The organism is Winogradskyella sp. MIT101101 (genome assembly GCF_047126865.1).
In the GTDB taxonomy this organism is placed as follows: domain Bacteria; phylum Bacteroidota; class Bacteroidia; order Flavobacteriales; family Flavobacteriaceae; genus Winogradskyella; species Winogradskyella ouciana.
On sequence record NZ_CP138982.1, the window covers coordinates 1,445,422 to 1,466,132 of the forward strand.

Below are 20,711 nucleotides of genomic sequence, written 5' to 3' on the forward strand. Positions count from 1 at the left end.
GTTTGTAAATTTAAGATAAACTATTTGTTTTAAAAACATAAAACAGCACTTACCTCTTTTTTAATCATAAAACAATATGTATGGTTTTTGTATGGGTGGATATTATTATATAATCAATAATTAGCCCTAACATTGAGAGTATTAATAAACCATAATAACTATGAGAGTAAAATTACTTATTACAGCAACACTTATTTCAATCTTTTCTTATTCACAGAATGCGCCAATTGATTTTGAAATTAGTGGAATTGGAGGCGATTGGACATGGTCCGTTTTTGAGAACGACACTAACCCACCCTTAGAGATAATAGCCAATCCCTTTATTGAAGGTCAGAATACATCTGCGACAGTTGCAAAATTTACTGCCTTGCAAACTGGTCAGCCATTTGCTGGTTGCGAATCCATGCATGGAGCAGATATTGGTAGTTTTACTTTTGATGCAAATAATAGCACTATAAAAATAATGGTTTATAAATCTGTTATAAGTGATGTAGGATTAAAGTTTGCCGCTAGCGATTCTGCTGCGCAACCAGAGATCAAAGTTGCGAATACAGTCACTGATCAATGGGAAGAATTAACTTTTGACTTTTCTCCTTACATAGGGCTGTTCCCTCAAGTTGTAGATCAGATCATAATCTTTCCGGATTTTGACAATGCGGGTAGAACTCAAGATAATATCGTTTACTTTGATAATATTTCGTTTTCTGAACAAGTTGTTGAGCCGTCCCCTATGGAAGCAGCACCAACACCAACGCTTCCGGCTGCAAATGTAATTTCAGTCTTCAATACAAATAATCCTTATATGGATATTTCTAATGTAGACTACAACCCATTTTGGGGACAAGCTACCGTAACTACCCAAATAGATATACAAGGAAATAATACTTTAAAATATAACGACTTAAATTATCAAGGGACAGATTTTTCCACAAATGTACAAGACGTTACTGGCATGAATTATATTCATATAGATTATTGGTCTTCTGACGCCACTGCCCTACAGTTCTTTCTTATTAATCAATCCACAGGAGGTGCTGGTGAAAAATTTTACGACTTTGCTATTGAAGATGGTATAATTAACAATACTTGGGTTAGTAAAGACATTCCTCTATCTCATTTTACAGATCAAGGGTTTAGCCTATTGGATGTGATGCAATTTAAAGTTGTTGGTAATGGTACCGTTTATTTAGACAATCTTATTTTTTCTACCCAACCGTTATCAGTTAATGATTTTGAGAAAGTTAAAGTTAATATTTATCCTAATCCCACTAAGAATAGTTGGACTTTTGAATTATCCGATACTTTCATTGACTCTATAGAAATTTATGATTTATTTGGTAAAGAAGTATTGACATTAAAAGTGAACCAAAGTTCCATAGAGATTAATGCTGAAGGTTTGACAAATGGGGTTTATTTTGCAAAAATTTCATCTTCTGGTGTTGAAGAGACGTTCAAGTTAATTAAAAATTAACACATAGTTAAAAGCCTTAATCTAACTCTAGATTAAGGCTTGTTAACACTCAAAAAATGATTGATGAAATCAATATTTAATCCATATCAAAACGGAAACCAATAGAAATATTGTTTTGGTCAACCGCTTGATCTTTAAATAATGGGGTGAGATCGTACTTTGCGTATAAGGCCACTCCTCCTAAGGCCACATAACCACTTACACCATACACAAACTCATTCACCTCAAAGCCTCCACGTTGTTTGTCTTTTACACGGTTACCGTCTTCCTTGTACTTAAGCTTTTGCATACTACCAATATTGAAACCTGCATAACCACCAAGACCAATCTTTAATTTATTGTAAGTTGAATACCTAAAATAGTTCTCTTTTTCAATTTTCTTGGATGGCCCAAATTCTATATGCACAGGGAACACTAAATTGGTTGTTCTAAATTTAGCCTTGTTTAAATCAGACGGGAATTCTTGCAGTGAAATATCACCATCAGTATTTACTAAATAATTATTGTCTTTTATATCTAATTTGTTCCATTGAAAGGAAAATCCATATTTCAATCTCCAGAAATTAGTATTGTCAAAGATTCGTGTTTTCCAGGCATATCCTAATTCTATGAACCCAGAACCTGCTAATTTGTATGGTGAGTCGTCCAAACTTACTCCATCGATTAAGGTATTGTTGAATCCAATGGCAAATACAACATCTGTCGTAGTGCGTCTATCGTACTTTCTAGGTTTGTTTTTCTTACCAACCCTAATTGATTTACTCTCGTCGTCGTCATTGCCAAATGATATTGAAAAGTAACCTCCGGAACTATCATTAGTCTCGTAACCAGATTCGTTTCTGGCCAGTAACGCTATTTTATTATCGATAATATCCATTCGGTTTTCAATATTGGCAGCTCTCTTTTTTGCGGCTTCTTTTTTAAGCTCTTCAGCTTTAGCAGCTGTGATTTGCTTAGCATCTAAACGTTGATTAATCGCTTCGATTTCTTGTTTTAAAAATTCGCGTTCTTCTTTCTCAATTTTAGCCTTTAGATCCTCAAGGGCTTCAATCTTGTAGTGATTAGCCGTTTTTGTAGAATCTACTTTTGTTTCTTGTGCTTGTGCTGTAGCAAATGTCATTGATACGATGGCATAGACTACTAATCTTGTAATTGTGTTCATAACTGTTCGTTTTTGATGATTTATAATTATTCTATTTGATTCTTATGTTAGTTGTTACGTTCTGCAACTGCTGTTTTTACAGTTTCGTAACTGTCCTTAAGTGCGTCAAACACTTTGCTTCTAAAGGATTGTCCCATTTCGTCTTCAACATCTTCTAAGAGTAAATTAGCATCAACGGTTTTAGCTGTTTCTTTCTGTAATTTGTCCTTAAACAATTCTTTGCTTGCCAGCTTCAGTAGCGAATCCACCTCCCTATCAGTAACCGAAGTGTTTTCAGATTTAAAATCCTTAATCACTCCTGCAAAAGCTTCTTTATTAATTATAACTTTATCTACCGCAGACTTTTGATCATTATTAGCGTTACCAGAAGTTTCAGCCTTAGCTTTTTTAGTTTCATCAGTGTTTGCAAACTGTGTTTTAGATTTTGGTTCTTTTTGGGTAACGGATTTATAATTTATGATTTCTGGTTGCTCAACGTTATTGGCGTTCTCTTTCTCAGTTTCAGTTTGCTCGTTTTCTACAGCGAGCTCTGTGGTTTGGGTTTCGTTACCATTTGGTTGTTTTGGCTCTATAGTGTTTTCAATGGTATCTTCTTCTACCATCTGCGGTACTCTATCAATGACATCTTTAGAGCCAAATACCTCTACTGCGATTGCCAACATAATTATTAAACCTGCGGCAATGCCCATCCACCAAAACCATGGGTTCCTAGACTTCTTTTCTTCAGTATCTAAACGTTGCGACAGTTTTGCCCAACTATCGGCCGACGGTTGCAAGCTGCGCTTTTCGAGCTTGTCCTTTAATTGTTCTTCGAATTTAATTGGTGCCATAACTGTTGTTATTTAATTCTTTTATTTTTTTCTGAAGCATCTGTCTTGCCTTGAATAATTGTGATTTTGATGTTCCCTCTGAAATATTCAATAGTTCAGCAATTTCATAATGCTTATAACCTTCTATGGCATACATTACAAATACCATTTTGTAACCTTCTGGCAAACTATCTATCAATTGTTGGATTTCTGCAACTTCGATATTGGTTTTGATATTATTGCTGTAATCACGCTCTAAATATTCGTCTTCAGAAGCAAATTCAACCTTCTTTTTTTGCCTTAAATATGAAATCGCCTCTCTTACCATAATTCGTCTAATCCACCCTTCAAAACTACCCTCTTTTCTAAACGATTTTAAATTTTTAAATACTTTGAAAAATCCATTCAACATTACTTCTTCAGCCTGATGCACATCCTTAATGTAATATCTACAAACGCTTAGCATTTTTGGTGCATGCAACTTGTACAATACATGTTGTGCTTCACGATTTTGTTTCGCAGCTCTTTGTATGAGTTTAGTTTCATTTTTATGAAGTTGAATAACTTTCATTTAATTGATTACGGTTGCGCTTCTATTTATAAAGACGCAATAGTTGTGCTAATGGTTGCCTATGAAATAAAAATATTTTGAAAAATTTTATATATTACTGATTATCAGTCATATAATATTTATTTTTTTCTATCAATAACATAATCCACCATAAGTTTTAGTGAAGATTTATATGGAGATTCAGGGTAGCTGTCTAATAATGTCAATGCTTCAGCTTGAAAATTTTTCATTTTAGAAACGGCATATTCTAATCCGCCCTTAGTTTTTACAAATGCAATAACTTCCTTAACTCTTTTCTTATCCTTATTATGATTTTTAACTGAATTGATGAGCCAAGATTTCTCTTTTTTGGAGCAATTGTTTAAAACATGTATTAATGGTAATGTCATCTTTTGTTCTTTGATATCAATACCTGTTGGCTTGCCTATTTTTTCCTCACCATAATCGAACAAGTCGTCCTTTATCTGAAATGCCATACCTATGAGTTCCCCAAACTTTCGCATGGTTTCCACTTCTGGTGAATTAGGCTTTACCGATGCGGCACCCAAACTACAACAGGCTGCAATTAAAGTTGCCGTTTTTTGACGAATGATGTCATAATAGACATCTTCAGTGATATCTAGCTGTCTGGCTTTTTCAATTTGAAGTAATTCGCCTTCGCTCATTTCGCGGACAGCTACGGAAATAATTTTAAGTAAGTCGAAATCATTATTATCTATGGAAAGTAGAAGTCCTTTTGACAACAGATAATCGCCAATAAGCACAGCAATTTTATTTTTCCATAAGGCGTTAATAGAGAAGAAACCTCTTCTTCGATTACTATCATCTACAACATCATCATGTACTAAAGTAGCTGTATGAATAAGCTCAATTACAGAAGCTCCTCTATACGTACGTTCGCTAACCTCACCATTATTCATCATTTTAGCCACCAAAAACACAAACATTGGGCGCATCTGTTTGCCTTTTCGGTTAACAATATAATGCGTTATTCTATTGAGAAGCGCAACTTTACTGGCCATTGAAAGTTGAAACTTTTGCTCGAAAAGTTCCATTTCATAGGCAATGGGCTGCTTTATTTGTTCTGTTATTTTCAACAATAATTTTAATGAATTAAGCAAAAATACCTAAATCCTATATCAAATCGTATAAATTATTTTGAAACCCTATTCCTGTAAAGCTTTTTGTCTACACAACCCATCATACTTTTTTTATCTAGTTCTAGGCCTATAAAAGATTCTAACTTATCTACAACACTAGAAGCATCATCAACTACATCTTTGTAATTTACATATATAAGTTCCACACCTGGTTCTTTGTCTTTCCATGTTTCAACTTGCTTTAAATGTTTTTCATATGCTTGAAGCAATTTAGTAGGCAAGGTCTCCGGGTCTTTACCAATCATTTTTTGTTGAGATTTAACGACTTCCGTAAGGTCTCTATTCATAAATATGACTTTATACCTAAATTCTGGATTAAGGAACTTAAGTAAAGGAGCCACTACTTTAAGAGATTTGTTTTTTGCTTTCGCTAACCAAGTATTGTCTTTGTGCAATGACATCACTGGCTCGTATTCATAATATCCTTTCGGGTTCGATGCATCAGCAGATCTATTCTTGTCGGTGAGTATATCAAGTCCTGCAGCATTTAGCATTTGCATCATTAAAGACGTACCAGACCTTGGCAAACCAGAAACAATAACTATTTGATCTTTCTTATACGTACGACTTGATTTATCTTTAAAAGATATTTTTTCACTTAAAGCATCATTGATATTCTCAATAGCACTTTCTGCCCTATGAAAGGTTTTTGGTTTTAACATTGCAGCTGTTTCATAAGCCTGTTTAGCGTGTTCTAAATGACCCATTTTTTCAAGAGCACGACCCAATGTATAATGTGCTTCAGGAAAATATCTAACAAGTTCAATAGCGGTTAAAGCATGATCAGCCGCTTCTTCATATTCTTTCAATTCTATTAAGACCTTTGCAAGTGCCTGATGTGATTTAGCACTATCTGCCTCAAATTTAATTGCAGATTCAAATGCGGATTTTGCACTGTCTAAATCATCAATTCTATCGTAAGCTTTACCTATTTGATACCACACTTGCGAATTTGGGTTTTTATCTCGAGCTTCTTCTAAGCATTTTAAGGCAAGTTTTACTTTACCTTGACCTAATAAGATCTTTGCTTCCGAGACTGATGTATTAATTTCAAACCGCTTATCTTTTCTTCTTAGAACTTTTAAATATTTCTCACCTAAATCATAATCTTTTTCTGAGAGAGCTATAGTAAGCAAATCCATATAAAAAGGAATTTTATCGATAACACTGTCACCGACTTTATATCCTTGTCTCTCTAGAACATCTTTATTTTTTCCCTTAAAAGACGATTCACTATAAACGGGATATTCTTTTGTTACCAATGTCAATAAAATAGCTTTGGCCTTCTCAAAATCTTTTTTACCCAAATAAACCCTTGCCAAGTTATGCTTTAAATCACAATTTGTCTTTAGAACCGCTATTTCTACATTGTCATCAGGTTTATCAATATAGCCAAGCTCAATGAGTTGCTTCATTGTTTCTTCATCGCTAAGTAATTGATCCTCTTTATTGAGATGCTCACCAAAATCTCCTTGGATTTTATCCCAACTCTCTATATAATCTACCTTATTGGCTTCTTCGAAAATTTCAAGAGCTACTTTGCCGTCCATATCCTTTCCGACTGGCAAATTAAACATATGCAAAATGGTGGGTGCAACATCAATAAGACCTAATCCAAACACTTTTTCAGCCTTCTTAATCTTTGGGCCTGCAGCAACAAAAATTCCGAAATTTCTATGCTCTAGAGCAGGTGCTGCAGGATATTTTGGCATTTTAAGAATACGTCTATGCCCAGACTCATAACCATGGTCAGACATTACAATAACAGTTGTATCCTCATCGATAAGCTCTAGTTTTCGTTCTAACATCATATCTTGATAACGATATGCTCCTTCGATTACGTCTTTATATAATTGAAATTTGTTTTCTGGTATAGCCGCTAATTTTGGCGGATGAAACTTCATAAAGGCATGGCAAAAGTGATCTATTAAATCATAATATATCCCCATAAAATCCCAATCCGTTGTGCGCATTAAATTTGTTGCTGCAGCATGTACTGATGTATTTTCTGCTAATAATTTTGCTAATGATGCCAATGAAGCATCCTTTTCTTGAATTATCTCTGAAGCCCTTGGTATAAAGGGTAAAATATGGGCTTCTGTGACTTCATGAGGAAACATTCTCAAATCAGCTATTTTTTCCGTAAAATGAGTTGGGTGAATAGTACCCTTTACTATTGAGGTTTTCTTTTTGGGATCCTTATTTACTTTTTGAAATTTATCGGAAACTACTACACCGTTTATGGGTTCTGCTGGAAAACTAGGCCACCAACCGACTAAGTTACTTTTTAAACCTTGGTTATGGAATATATTCCAGAGGGCTCTTACCTTTCTTGAGTTTACAGTTACAGGCCGTATGCCGTTACCGTCAGGATTAACTTCAATAAATCCAAGAACACCATGTTTGTCTGGGGTTTTACCAGTAGCTACCGAACTCCAAAGCATAGGTGAATATGGAGGATTCATGGTGCTCATATTACCATATACACCACGAGACATTAAACCTTTAAGAGCAGGCATTTGACCACTGTTAACCAGTGGCCAAATAATTTTCCAATCGGCAGCATCCCAACCAATCAGTAATACTTTTGGTTTTTTCATTCATCGTTTTTATTGGTTACATTTTGCTTTACCTTTCTCCACTCCCGTAAACCTATGTCGCCATACGCTAAAAGTCCAAGAGAACCCTTTTCGGTTATAACAAATGTTTTTGGATTCTGTTCTTCATTTTTATTTTGCATATCAACTACTTTTGACGGTTAACAAATTTAAATGATATTTTAAGGATTAAGGAATATAATCTATTGTTAAATAGATAAAATTTGAATTTAAAATATTGTAATTTGATAATTAACTAACTTAATATCAAATTATTCAATAAGGAACTATATTTTTTAATTAAAAATGTCTAACTTTAAAACTAGATATATTTAAATATTTTACAGCTTATGAAAAAAATTACTTCAAAAAAATTACTGAAATATAGTGCTCTTTCTGCAGCAATTGCAGGAATTGCTGATGTTAATGGTCAAATCGTTTATACAGACATAGCAGATTTTACAGGTGGTGGAGCTGTTGATTACAATCTTGATTTGAACAATGACTCTACAATTGATTTTATAGTTAACGCTAGTTCATACAATTCCTCGATTTTTGCCGTTTTTTTAAACTCTTCTAGCTTATCAACAAATTCATTTCTAGGCTCACAGCCCAATTATACATATCCTTTTGCCATGAATGCAGGAGATGCAATTAGTTCTGGGCAAACTGGATGGTATAATATTGGCACATTAAATTATGTCAGTTGCTATAATGGTACAGGAAGTAGCAACTGGTGCGGAGTATCTGATAAGTTTATAGGCCTAAGATTTGATATTGGAGGGAATACTCACTATGGCTGGGCCAGACTTGACGTGAGTGCCTCTGGTGATAGCTTTACAGTTAAAGATTATGCTTATAATTCCACGCCTGGAGAAGCTATTAACGCTGGGCAAACGACCTTAAGCATAAATGAATTCGAAAATAATAACACACGAATTGTACCTATAAATAAGAGCATAGGCTTATACAATTTACCTGCGTCTACAGAATATAGAATTATTGACATTACAGGAAAATCTGTTCTTAGCGGTAGTTTAGAAACTGACTCTTATGTTATTGAAGCAAATTCTCTTTCTAACGGTGTATATATCGTAGAGCTGAACGATGTAAATTCTAAGGCCGTTATTCGCAAGAAAATTGTTTTATAAATTCTGGTTTAAAAACGAATAAAAGCCTAAAGCAATAACTTTAGGCTTTTTTATTACCCTTTGTTAGCCAACTGCCCACAGGCTGCATCAATATCTTTTCCTCTGCTTCGTCTTACAGTTACTGTAATATTATTAGCTTCAAGAACATTAACATACATATCCAATGCTTTAGGGTTGGCTTGTTGAAATTCACCATCATCAATAGGATTGTATTCTATTAAATTAACTTTACTTGGTGCAAATTTGCAGAATTCCACCAACGCATCTACATCCTTTCGCTTGTCATTAATCCCCTCCCAAACTACATATTCGTAAGTAATTCTATTTTTTGTTTTGGAATACCAATATTCTAGGGCTTCTCGCAAATCTTTTAACGGAAACGTAGCATTAAAGGGCATTATGGAAGTTCTTACCTCATCAATTGCAGAATGCAAGGACACTGCTAGCTTAAACTTCACTTCATCATCTGCCATTTTTTTTATCATCTTAGGCACTCCAGAAGTAGAAACCACAATCCGTTTTGGCGACATGCCCAAGCCTTCGGGTGATGTAATTTTATCTATGGCTTTTAAAACATTATTATAATTCATCAATGGCTCGCCCATGCCCATAAAAACAATATTGCTCAATGGCCTGTTATGATATAATCTGCTTTCGTTATCAATAGCCACAACCTGATCATAGATTTCATCCGGATTTAGGTTACGCATACGTTTTAATCTTGCCGTGGCACAGAATTTACAATCCAAACTACACCCAACTTGAGAGGATACGCAGGCTGTAGTTCTTGTTGCTGTTGGAATCAATACCGATTCTACAATTAAGTCGTCATGTAGTCTTACAGCGTTTTTTATAGTACCATCAGAACTACGTTGCATTTGGTCTACTTTAATATGATTGATGACAAAATTATCTTTCAGCATCTGGCGTGTTTCTAAAGATATATTGGTCATATCCTCAAAACTGTGCGCTGACTTTTGCCATAACCATTCGTAAACCTGATTTCCTCTAAAAGCTTTATCACCTTCTTTAACGAAAAAATCCCTTAGCTGTTCCTTGGTTAATGCTCTTATGTCTTTCTTTTTAGTTTCCATTGGGTGCAAAGTTACTTAAATGTTATCGTAATATCCCATGCATAAAAAAAGCCTCTTGTCACTGAGTTTATCGAAGTGAAGAGGCTTTTAAAATTATTTTATTTTCTGCTCTAGATAATTAGCATAGCATCACCATAAGAATAGAATCTATACTTTTCCTTTACGGCTTCCTCGTATGCTTTTTTCATAAAATCGTGACCTGCAAATGCAGAGACCATCATCAACAAGGTTGATTTTGGTGTATGGAAATTAGTAATCATACAATTGGCAATGCTAAACTCGTAAGGTGGAAAGATAAACTTGTTTGTCCAACCATCGAATTCATTCAATCTCCCATTAGAAGATACTGAACTCTCTACTGTACGCATAGATGTAGTACCTACAGCGCAAACACGCTTTTTATTCTCAATACCTTTATTAACTTTATCTGCAGCTCTTTGGGTAATAACAATTTCTTCGCTATCCATTTTATGTTTGGATAAATCCTCTACTTCTACAGGGTTAAAAGTACCTAAACCAACATGTAATGTTACTTCTGCCATTTCTACACCTTTGATCTCTAAACGTTTTAATAAGTGCTTAGAAAAGTGCAAACCTGCAGTTGGTGCAGCTACAGCACCTTCATTTTTTGCAAATATCGTTTGATAACGTTCCTCGTCCTCTGGCTCTACATCTCTTTTTATGTACTTTGGAAGTGGTGTTTCACCAAGCTCCGTTAATTTTTTTCTAAAATCTGTGTAAGATCCATCATATAGAAAGCGTAATGTACGACCTCTTGAAGTTGTATTGTCTATTACCTCAGCAACCAATGTTTCATCTTCACCAAAATACAACTTATTCCCAATTCTTATTTTACGTGCAGGATCTACCAACACATCCCATAAGCGCTGGTCTTGATTAAGTTCTCTTAATAAAAACACTTCAATACGTGCACCTGTTTTTTCCTTATTTCCAAAAAGTCTGGCAGGAAAAACTTTGGTATTATTCATTATCATAACATCACCTTCGTCAAAATAATCAATAATGTCTTTAAATTGCTTATGTTCAATCGTTTGCTTTTCCCGATTGAGAACCATTAATCTTGATTCGTCTCTGTGTTCTGCAGGATGTTCTGCTAATAATTCTTCCGGAAGGTCAAAACTGAAGTGTGATAATTTCATTTAAATAGTAATTTTTTGAAGTTGCAAATATACAATCTCAGCATAGGCCTTGTCAAGTAAATAGAGGTTTATTTTAAATTAAAGCCCAAAGACTTTAGATCGCTCCAAAAATCAGGGTACGATTTACTTACAACATCAGCATCTTTAATGGTTAATGACGTTCTTAAGCCAAGTGGTGCAAATGCCATTGCCATTCTATGATCTTTGTATGTTGCTATGGAAACATCACTGTTAATTATACTAGAAGGTTTAAGGTGCAAAGTAGCGTCTGTAATTTCTACCTCAGCTCCTAACTTTTCCAACTCTATTTTTAATGCTACTAAGCGGTCTGTTTCTTTGATTTTTAAGGTATGTAAACCTGACATATAACATTCTAAACCTAAGCCAAATGCTGTAACAGCAATAGTTTGTGCTATATCTGGCGCATTACTTAAATCAAAATCAATTGACGACTGACTATCGATGTTTGACGATTTGGTGAGTGTAATGGAGTTATCTTCAAACTTGGTTGCAACACCAAATTCTTTGTAAATCTCTGCTAACACTGAATCTCCTTGCAGTGAATCTTTTTTATAGGATGTCAACGTAATTTCCGTATTCAATTCACTCAACGCTACAATACTATAAAAATAGGATGCTGAAGACCAATCTGATTCTACAACCAATGTTTGAGATTTATCACTTGAAACATGTGACTGAACACTGATTTTATTGCTTTTGAATTCGGATTTAATTCCAAGTTCATCCAAAAGACTTAATGTCATTTTTATGTATGGTATGGATGTAATCTTTCCGTCTAGCGTAAGCTCAATACCATTTTCTAATCTTGAAGCTATTAAAAGCAATGCGGAAATGTATTGACTGCTGACATTGGCCTTTAATGTGACTTTTGATTTGGATAGTTTTTTTCCTTTTATCTTTAACGGTGGGAAACCTTCATTTTCTAAATAACTAATATCTGCTCCCAAATCTCTCAAAGCATCTACCAGGATTTTTATTGGCCGTTCTTTCATCCTGGACGAACCAGTAAGAACCACTTCTCGGTTATTTTGAATAGAAAAATAAGCTGTTAAAAAACGCATGGCAGTGCCTGCATGGTGTATATCGATAAGTTCAGCGTTAGATGCTAAAGCTTTTTGCATAAGTACCGAATCGTCTGAATTAGAAAGGTTTTCAATCCGTATATGAGGATATAAAGCTTGTAGCAAGAGCAATCGGTTAGACTCACTTTTAGACCCTGTAATAGTTATAGAAGATTGACGGTTGGCAATTGACGATTTAAGAATATGAATATCCACTAATACTTAAATTATTTGTAGCTACAAATCTACTTTAATTTATCGTTATTATGGTGCCTATCGTGGTCTCGTTTAGTCTTTTTGTTCATTTTTTTATCAAAGGCATCTTGCAAATCTATTCCGGTTTGGTTAGCTAAACATAGCACTACAAATACCACATCTGCCAATTCTTCTCCTAAATCTTTGTCTTTATCGCTTTCCTTTTCACTTTGCTCACCATAGCGCCTCGCAATAATACGTGCCACTTCACCAACCTCTTCGGTAAGCTGAGCCATATTGGTAAGTTCATTAAAGTATCTTACTCCATGCTCCTTAATCCATTTATCTACTTCTACCTGTGCACCTTTTAAATCCATTATTACGTCTTTGTTAATACTATCTGCTCTCCCTGCTTTTCTACAATTTTACTAAAAAATGCCTTAAAATCTTCATAATCTACAGGTTGAATCAATGGATTGCTTATCTCCAACCTTACCATTAGCTGTAAATATTTACCATTCTCTTTGACTACATAATCAAACTTTGCTTGTCCTTCTTTAAATGACATGGCTTCACTTTGTGGAAGCGATTCTGCCACATAACCATCTGGCAACATTATGTTCACCATGTACTTATCTTCGTAAGGTATAACAAAATCTATTGGATATAAACGTTCTTCAAGTTTAAATGGATTCTCTTTCATTGCCAAGAATAAAAGTGGAGAGAAGTATAATTTATCACCTACTTCATCCACTCCATCAGATAACTCATAGTCGTAAGTAACCTTAACAGGTTGGCTCAAATCTTTATCATTCTCATAGCTTAATTCACTAATCTCTAAAGCTCCTTTATCGGATTCCAGAGATTTTATATGATCATCCGTGCTTAAATTGGTATAACGCTTTCTATAATTCATTGCCAAATAAGAAGTGAAGTTCTTTCTCACTTTTCCTGTTGCTATAAAATCCTCGTCTAGCTTTACATTTAGCATTGTAGATTCTGATGACTTTTCGTTAGGCTTAATGTTTACCCATCTCGATGTTCCTCCATCTAACAGCAATCTTCCTTGCCAATTGAGCACACGTTCTGGCAACACATTACCAGCACTGTAAGGTTCTGTAGCATCTATTAACAGATAAGAATTACCGCTTTGCACCATACAAATCACATAATTGAACCCTTCTCTTGTAGGGAATAATGGCACTCCATTATTTCTGGTACTTATTAAAACCGGATTTGCATTTAGCCCAATAGACTGAAGCATGGAAGTAACCAACAAATTTATATCGGCAACATTGCCTTCACCATCCTTATAGGCAGATCGAATTCCTTTCTGCGCATATTTACCATAGTTGCCATTCCATTTTACTTTAGACTTCACTAAGTTTTCTACTAAAAAAGCTTTCTGAAAATCGTCCTCAACTCCTTCTAGAACAGAGTTTAAATCATCCTTATAAAAATTAAACTTAACGAGTTGACCTCCAAAATTTTGACTGTCATAAATACTTTTAGACACTCTATCCCAACTAGAAGCGTACGATTTCTCAACAACGCCACTTAATGATAACCTTGCTTCATATTCTAAACTTAACTTTGCTCTATAATTATTAATATTACCAGCAAAAGACTCTGCTTTTAACGCAGGAATACCCTCAAGGTTAAATAAAATTACATTATCAAAATAATTGGTGTCATTTTTGTCGTAAGAAGCGGAACTAAGAGTACCTCCTTGCCCTCCCTGTCCAACAAATCGGGTTGACGTTCTTGTTTTGGTAGTTGTCGTTAAAGTCTTATCCTCTTTTGTAGTAGTATAAGCAGGCACATAAAACGCTTTTGGATTTATACGAGCATTGTATCTAAATATTTGAGGTGTAGCAATCTTAGCATCTAGTTTTTTTACAGGAATTCTAAATTGAAGATTAACGTCATCTATTTGCAAGAAGGGAGAAATTACTTTATAGGTGTACTCAATTACAGATCCCTCTTTAATATTAGGCATGGTAAAAGTCGAAACTTCAAATATATCAGAAGCTTTTTCTTCAAAAATCCCGTCACTTTTTAGCTTATCCTTTTTGATTTTATTTCCTTCGAGGTTATATGTTTGTCCTTTGAGACCTTTTATTTTTTCATTATTTCCGTTATCGCCCTTATACAATAAAACCTTTTCAGTAGCCCATTCAAAACCTTCTCTATTATAAATTTTTATACGCATTGTAATCTCCTTTTGTTGCGTAAAGCCCGTATTTTGATTAAACGTAAATTTGATATCTTCATTTCTGTACAAAATGGCAGCATTAGCAGATGAATCAGAAGGGTGAAATTTTTCTTCTAATTCAGCTTTAGACACTTTACCAAAGTTATAATTTTGTGCATTGATTACCGTAATTCCGAGAATTGTGATTACAGTAAATAATAGATTTTTCATATGTTGATTAAATTGATGGTTATTAATTGGTTTGAATTTTTGTTCAGGATTAAATGGCGACAAGAACAATCTTAGTTTTATCGTTTTTCACAATTTTCTTTTTAAAATCCCTAAAAGCCTTGTAATCTTCTTTTTGGTAGTTACCTTTATTTAAGATATATGTTCTTGTATATTTTATGGTGTTGTCTTCTAGTTGTTCTATTTTAAATTTATACGTCCCAAATTTAGTTTCAATGGTTTTACCTTCACTCATAGCTTCCACTTTTAGGGCCTCTGGAAACTTAATTATAAATTCATCTACATCCTTAAAAGAACGGTCTATCTTAAATTCTAACTTGCGTTCTGAATATCTTGGTGGAATATCGGTAACCTTATTAAACATATTGGGCTGAAATATGAGTCTTGTACCACTTTTAGACGCATAATTAGTTGATGATAGTTTTACATCTTCTTTAAATACTATCTTTTCTTTATCATTTTCTATTGTGATATTATCAATGGTTATGTTATTGATATTGTCCCAATACTCCTTGTAATGTAATTGCTGATCTCTTGCGGTTTTGTTTTCGACACCTTCATGCAAATTGTATTGATAGCCCGTTGTTGTGATATTTACATTGGCTTCAAAACTTCCTGTTTCATCCAAGTTAATATTTGCCGTTGTTTGTTGAACACTATCATCAGCTTCATAAACTTTGGTATGCACTATTTCTCCACCTTCGGGTTTTACCAATAATACATCTCTATCATCAGTGAAACCTGCCGTAAAGCCGAAAGGGCTAGTTTGGCTTGTACATTCCAAGAAAATATTTTCGTTGTCATCTGGCACACATAGAATCACATGGTTTCCTTCTATAGCAGAAAACTCAGCATCAATACTTGTAATACTTCTTCCTCCGTAAACAACCGTATAGTAAGATGGTACCTCTACAGCTTCCAATAGCGCTTTAGTATAATTGGTAAGACCTTTACAATCTGCGTAGCCAAGTTTATCCACATCGTTCGCCATCATGGGTTTCCAACCTCCAATACCAACCTGAATGCTTATGTAGCGGGTTTTATCTTGCATGTACTTATAGACCATTTTTGCACGCTCTATCTTATCATCTACTCCTGCCGTGAGTTGTTTAACCTCATCAATTGTAGTCTGTGGTATAGCGTCTGTGCCAGTCAATAACCTATCATACATCCATTTGCCAAAGTCTTGCCAATTGTTATTGATTCCTTCTACACCTACCATATTAAACTTTTTCATCGCTACTTTATAACGTGGAGCAATGCTACTCAATCCTGGCGTATAGGCTTCATACTTAATTGCTGGTACATTTGTAGCAACAAAATGATGCTCTGAAAGTGCTTCGATATTAGTGCCTTCAAAATTTTCTTTCTTGGTTTTTAGCTCTACTCCTGCTGTATTAATAATTTCATATTCGGCATGTTGTAAGCTAACATAATAATCACCTACAGGTCTCCAATCTGGAAAAAAAGCGGTACTCCTATAAATTACCTCAGACGTGTATTCTACAGTATAAGGATACTTTAAAGGCATATAATTTAGGTATTTCACGCGATCATCTTCATAAATAGATATCTCACTTACAGCACTTGCATCTGTAAAATCTCTTTCCTTTACTTTTTTTATTTCTTCACCCAGGGCATCATAAATACGCGCCTCCATATGCTCTATTTCCCTATGATCATCATAAAATTGTACCGCATTGGCGTGTCGTTTTCCATACTTATTAAAGATGGTTACAATACGTTTATTTTTAACCACAATTTCATCATAGCCTACAATCTCAACGGTCTTTTTCTCGTACCTGACCACAGCATTTGCCTTGGTCTTTAACTCTACAGGAACGAGAAGTGCGTTATAATCTGCTTCGGACTGGGAAAAACAAAAAAAAGAAAATGAAAATAAGAAAGCGAAAAAGGCCGATTTTATGCTGGGCATGTAGTGATTTAATTATGTTAGGTACTACAATATAAAAAGGAAATCTTTTTTAGCAAATAATTTATATCATATATTTCTTACGCTTTTGAAATTTTCGATTATCTGCAATTAAAATAGAATTCCTGTATTATTCAGTTTCGATTTTTTACATAAAATATTACTGCTAAAAGTATTAAACAAGGAACAGCTATATATTTTAGTTCACTGATAATAACATGCATTCCCCATTCTGAAAAGAAATTTTCAACGCCTATAGGTGATACAATAATTTCCCTAAATGGGAAAAAATATCTCGTATTATCAAACGGAATAAAGAACCCAACCCCTCTTCCTCCATTTGTCATCGCGTCTAAAATACCATGAGAGATGGTTGACAGGAATAGAACAATTGAAAATATGAGCTTTCTGTTTTTTCCGAAGTATAAGGCCAGCGAAGCACTCCAAATAATCGCAAACAGAATAGAGTGCGTAAAACCTCTATGCCCAAATGGATGTGAATAAGGAATTCCAAAATTAAACGCCAATACATCAATATCTGGGATGATTGCCGATATAATTGCTAAAAGTAAAAGCAGTTTACTGGATCTTGAATCTATGACTTTTGAAGTGGTATAAGCTACTAATCCATGACCGAATATTGATGCCATTATTCTCTGTTCTTAGAATCTATAATAATGGTCACAGGGCCGTCATTAACTAAATGAACTTTCATATCTGCACCAAACTCACCTGTTTGTATGGGTTTACCTAATTGTGTCTGAAGTGTTTCTATAAAGTTTTCATATAAAGGAATTGCAACATCTGGCTTCGCTGCTTTTATATAACTTGGCCTGTTTCCTTTCTTAGTACTGGCATGTAGCGTGAATTGACTCACAAGAATTACATCACCTCCTGAATCTAAAAGCGATGTGTTCATCACACCATTTTCATCTGGAAAAACACGAAGATTCACAATCTTTTTACAGAGCCAGTCTATGTCTTCTTGGATATCATCATTAACTATGCCTAGCAATACTAGAAGCCCTTTTTTAATGGATGCTACTTTTGTATTATCAATAACGACTGAAGCTTCTGAAACTCTCTGTATAACTGCTCTCATTCGTTATCCCAATTATCAGTTCTGTAATGCTCATCTTCTCCTTCTAAGATTTGAATATAACTCCTATATCTTGAGTAAGACACCTCATCATTCTCCAGTGCTTCTTTTACCGCACATTTTGGTTCTTTTAGGTGTAAGCAATTATTGAATTTGCAATCTTGCTTTAACTCAAAAAACTCAGGAAAATAATCACCGACCTCTTCCTTTTCCATATCTACAACACCAAATCCTTTTATACCTGGTGTGTCAATAATCTTTGCACCGAAACTTAAATCGAACATCTCAGCAAAGGTTGTGGTATGCTGTCCTTGCATATGTTGCTCAGATATTTCCTTAGTTTTTAAATTTAAGGAGGGCTCTATAGCATTGACCAAGGTAGATTTACCCACACCAGAATGACCAGCAAACATGCTCACCTTATCTACCATTAGCGCTTTTACCTTGTCTATGTTTTCACCCGTCTTCGCTGAAGTATTTATGCAGTCGTAACCGATTTGCCTATAAATACTCGCTAAATATTTTACCTCTAGCAAAGTTTCGTCATTATAAGTATCTATCTTATTAAACAGTAAAATCGTTTTGATGGAATATGCCTCTGCAGTCACCAAAAAGCGATCTATAAAACTTGGAAAGGTTGGCGGATTGTCTATGGTAACCAAAAGAAATACCTGGTCTATGTTTGATGCAATGATGTGTGTTTGCTTAGACAGGTTTACCGATTTGCGTACAATGTAATTTTTACGCTCTTCAATTCTATTTATGACTCCCGTTTCAGTATTATTCTTTGTTTCGAGCTCAAATTGTACTTTATCTCCAACAGCTATAGGATTGGTACTTTTAATGCCTTGCAACCTAAACCTACCTTTAATACGGCAGTCGTAGAACTTGCCGTTCATGGTTTTAACGGTGTACCAACTACCTGTAGATTTATATACTGTTCCTGTCATTACTACAAAGATGACTAATATTGTTTAATGGTACAAAAAAAGACTGCCTAATAAGACAGCCTTTTTAATTTTTTATTACAGAGTAGATTATTGACCCACACTCATTCTTCCTAATTTATCCTTGCTCTTTCTAGAAGAATAGATAATATATTCTGAAGGTGATGTTCTATAGAAAACCCTTGGACGTAATACCAACTGATATTTCTCCACATTTTCTTGATCTAATCTTGTAAAACTACCATCATCATTAAAGGTCATTGCAGCTGGTACCGCTTTATTGTAATTACCTAACCATTTGATTTTTTCGATATCAGTTACACCATAATTTTTTGTGTTATCATTAAAAATCACAGTTAGCTTATCATTATGATAAATTGGCATAGCACTAAGATATTCAGGTCCTTTTCCCATAACGGTTAATGGCACCATAATACCTGCACTTACTGAAAAATTTCCTTGATTGGAGAATCCAAAAATTCCAAGAGATAATGTTGTGTAAGCCGCTTTTTGCTTTTTAGGAATTACATTAGACCATGCAACAGTACCATCAGGATTTAAAGAGGTTACTATAATTTCATTATTAATAAACGTAATTGGTGTAAATGCCAATGGCCCAATACCAGAACTTCTACCTTGAATAATTAACTGGTATTCTGACAATAATATTAAACCTCCGTCATTTTTTTCGATTAAGCTGTGCGTAACATATAATGGTTTTACATCCTTTCCTTTCTTGGCTCTACGCTCACCGATTAATTTAACTTTAGTATCGTAATCGAACTCATTAAAGTTTAAGCGTTCTACTTCATTATTGGAAACTTTTATAGCTGCAGCATAGATTCCTTTTAGTTCCTTATTTGCTTTTCCGTTTTTTCTAACGCTAGAATAAAATCCAACTAAATGCAATAAACCTTCCTTATTGGCTAGCATCTCACAGTTGATAATTTCTTTATCCTGAAATTTTATATCTATAACTTCTTTAGCATAACCCTTTGAGCTTTTGAAAGCATGCACCTGAAATTTTTCATTATTGGTTTTAGCCTTTTTATCCCTAAAGCTTTCATTGATTACCAAAAACACATCGTCGTCCACACTCACATCATAATCTGCGATGGTAAACTCAAGATCTCTTCTGTCTTCAAAAGGTACTTTTTCGATATGGGACATTACCGTATCTAGGTTTTCGTTCAATAATTTAATTTCATATTGAATCACTTCTTCTTTATCAAAAAGTGCTGCATGCATAATTAGCAGACGGTCACCAGCTGGTGAATCCTTAAAGTAAAATGCACCTTGCTCTCTCTTTTTGGTTACCTCAGTAGAAAACAATTTTACTTGCTCGTTTGCAAGTTTTCCACTTTCCATAACTTCAACTCCAAACAGATGTGCTGTTTTTGCTTTTTTATCGTAAACACTTCCAAAAACATATACCTTATTACCTATCATGCCTACTTCTTCAAAATCTATGGATCTATCTTTAAAACTAGACAGGTCTATTTCATTTGTAGATATAATAGACATATCTGAAGATTTAAATACTTTGATGTAGAATTTCTTTTTCTTGTTAGCCAATGCATAAATTTTTCCATCGGCTTCGCCAGCAATTCTTACTATTTTTAAAGAGTTATCCTCAATTTCTGCACCATGGGTAATTGTAAAATCTCCAACTTGGATTTGAGAGAATGACAGCATGGTAAATAGCAAACCACATGCTAGCAATAGGTAATTTTTTTTCATTATTAAATACATTTGTTGTTGAGGTGGCAATGATAAGAATTTTATTACAATGCAACAGTGTTTTTCGCCTATTATAGCTTTAACTACCTCTAAATGA

Annotated in this window: 18 protein-coding genes; 2 read left to right on the forward strand and 16 right to left on the reverse strand. The window is 34.4% G+C overall.

Going from position 1 to position 20,711, the window contains the following annotated elements; genetic code table 11:
• Positions 1-160 precede the first annotated feature (160 nt).
• Positions 161-1,471 carry a T9SS type A sorting domain-containing protein gene (locus SIB89_RS06780; protein WP_412561639.1) on the forward strand — a complete coding sequence of 437 codons (1,311 nt, stop codon included), beginning with the start codon at positions 161-163 and terminating at the stop codon, positions 1,469-1,471.
• A gap of 76 nt (positions 1,472-1,547) precedes the next feature.
• Here the strand turns inward: SIB89_RS06780 and SIB89_RS06785 are convergent, their stop codons facing one another.
• The 6 genes from SIB89_RS06785 to SIB89_RS06810 all read right to left on the reverse strand — a co-directional run bounded on the left by SIB89_RS06785 (position 1,548) and on the right by SIB89_RS06810 (position 7,913).
• Positions 1,548-2,633 carry a hypothetical protein gene (locus SIB89_RS06785; RefSeq protein ID WP_412561640.1) on the reverse strand — a complete coding sequence of 362 codons (1,086 nt, stop codon included), beginning with the start codon at positions 2,631-2,633 and terminating at the stop codon, positions 1,548-1,550.
• A gap of 47 nt (positions 2,634-2,680) precedes the next feature.
• A complete protein-coding gene (locus SIB89_RS06790) occupies positions 2,681-3,463 on the reverse strand; it encodes a hypothetical protein (RefSeq protein WP_412561641.1) in 783 nt (260 codons plus the stop codon).
• Positions 3,450-4,013, reverse strand: coding sequence for an RNA polymerase sigma factor (locus SIB89_RS06795; protein ID WP_412561642.1), 564 nt, complete (start codon positions 4,011-4,013; stop codon positions 3,450-3,452). The genes SIB89_RS06790 and SIB89_RS06795 overlap by 14 nt, the downstream gene beginning before the upstream one ends.
• A 119-nt stretch (positions 4,014-4,132) precedes the next feature.
• Positions 4,133-5,110 (reverse strand): polyprenyl synthetase family protein, encoded by a 978-nt coding sequence (locus SIB89_RS06800; protein ID WP_155090116.1) that lies wholly within the window; start codon positions 5,108-5,110, stop codon positions 4,133-4,135.
• Between the two features lie 56 nt (positions 5,111-5,166).
• Positions 5,167-7,773 (reverse strand): alkaline phosphatase family protein, encoded by a 2,607-nt coding sequence (locus tag SIB89_RS06805; RefSeq protein ID WP_412561643.1) that lies wholly within the window; start codon positions 7,771-7,773, stop codon positions 5,167-5,169.
• The gene (locus SIB89_RS06810) at positions 7,770-7,913 is read right to left on the reverse strand and encodes a hypothetical protein (protein WP_412561644.1); all 144 of its coding nucleotides are present in this window, start codon (positions 7,911-7,913) and stop codon (positions 7,770-7,772) included. The genes SIB89_RS06805 and SIB89_RS06810 overlap by 4 nt, the downstream gene beginning before the upstream one ends.
• A 207-nt stretch (positions 7,914-8,120) precedes the next feature.
• Here SIB89_RS06810 and SIB89_RS06815 point away from each other — a divergent pair, with 207 nt between their 5' ends.
• The gene (locus SIB89_RS06815) at positions 8,121-8,921 is read left to right on the forward strand and encodes a T9SS type A sorting domain-containing protein (RefSeq protein WP_412561645.1); all 801 of its coding nucleotides are present in this window, start codon (positions 8,121-8,123) and stop codon (positions 8,919-8,921) included.
• A 53-nt stretch (positions 8,922-8,974) separates the two neighbouring features.
• Here the strand turns inward: SIB89_RS06815 and rlmN are convergent, their stop codons facing one another.
• The 10 genes from rlmN to SIB89_RS06865 all read right to left on the reverse strand — a co-directional run bounded on the left by rlmN (position 8,975) and on the right by SIB89_RS06865 (position 20,614).
• Entirely contained in the window at positions 8,975-10,015 is a 1,041-nt protein-coding gene (rlmN, locus tag SIB89_RS06820) for a 23S rRNA (adenine(2503)-C(2))-methyltransferase RlmN (RefSeq protein ID WP_273288957.1), read from the reverse strand.
• Positions 10,016-10,125: 110 nt separating this feature from the next.
• Positions 10,126-11,175, reverse strand: coding sequence for a tRNA preQ1(34) S-adenosylmethionine ribosyltransferase-isomerase QueA (gene queA / locus SIB89_RS06825; protein WP_155090121.1), 1,050 nt, complete (start codon positions 11,173-11,175; stop codon positions 10,126-10,128).
• 68 nt (positions 11,176-11,243) lie between these two features.
• The gene (locus SIB89_RS06830; protein ID WP_412561646.1) at positions 11,244-12,473 is read right to left on the reverse strand and encodes a 3-phosphoshikimate 1-carboxyvinyltransferase; all 1,230 of its coding nucleotides are present in this window, start codon (positions 12,471-12,473) and stop codon (positions 11,244-11,246) included.
• Between the two features lie 29 nt (positions 12,474-12,502).
• A complete protein-coding gene (locus tag SIB89_RS06835; protein WP_155090122.1) occupies positions 12,503-12,829 on the reverse strand; it encodes a nucleotide pyrophosphohydrolase in 327 nt (108 codons plus the stop codon).
• Between the two features lie 2 nt (positions 12,830-12,831).
• A complete protein-coding gene (locus SIB89_RS06840) occupies positions 12,832-14,877 on the reverse strand; it encodes a hypothetical protein (RefSeq protein WP_412561647.1) in 2,046 nt (681 codons plus the stop codon).
• A gap of 49 nt (positions 14,878-14,926) precedes the next feature.
• Positions 14,927-16,831 (reverse strand): DUF3857 domain-containing protein, encoded by a 1,905-nt coding sequence (locus SIB89_RS06845; RefSeq protein WP_412561648.1) that lies wholly within the window; start codon positions 16,829-16,831, stop codon positions 14,927-14,929.
• A gap of 131 nt (positions 16,832-16,962) precedes the next feature.
• Positions 16,963-17,478 carry a metal-dependent hydrolase gene (locus tag SIB89_RS06850; RefSeq protein ID WP_412561649.1) on the reverse strand — a complete coding sequence of 172 codons (516 nt, stop codon included), beginning with the start codon at positions 17,476-17,478 and terminating at the stop codon, positions 16,963-16,965.
• A complete protein-coding gene (dtd, locus tag SIB89_RS06855) occupies positions 17,478-17,930 on the reverse strand; it encodes a D-aminoacyl-tRNA deacylase (protein WP_412561650.1) in 453 nt (150 codons plus the stop codon). The genes SIB89_RS06850 and dtd overlap by 1 nt, the downstream gene beginning before the upstream one ends.
• On the reverse strand, positions 17,927-18,877 hold the full coding sequence (gene rsgA / locus SIB89_RS06860; RefSeq protein WP_412561651.1) for a ribosome small subunit-dependent GTPase A: 951 nt from the start codon (positions 18,875-18,877) through the stop codon (positions 17,927-17,929). The genes dtd and rsgA overlap by 4 nt, the downstream gene beginning before the upstream one ends.
• An 87-nt stretch (positions 18,878-18,964) precedes the next feature.
• On the reverse strand, positions 18,965-20,614 hold the full coding sequence (locus tag SIB89_RS06865) for a hypothetical protein (protein WP_412561652.1): 1,650 nt from the start codon (positions 20,612-20,614) through the stop codon (positions 18,965-18,967).
• Positions 20,615-20,711 lie beyond the last annotated feature (97 nt).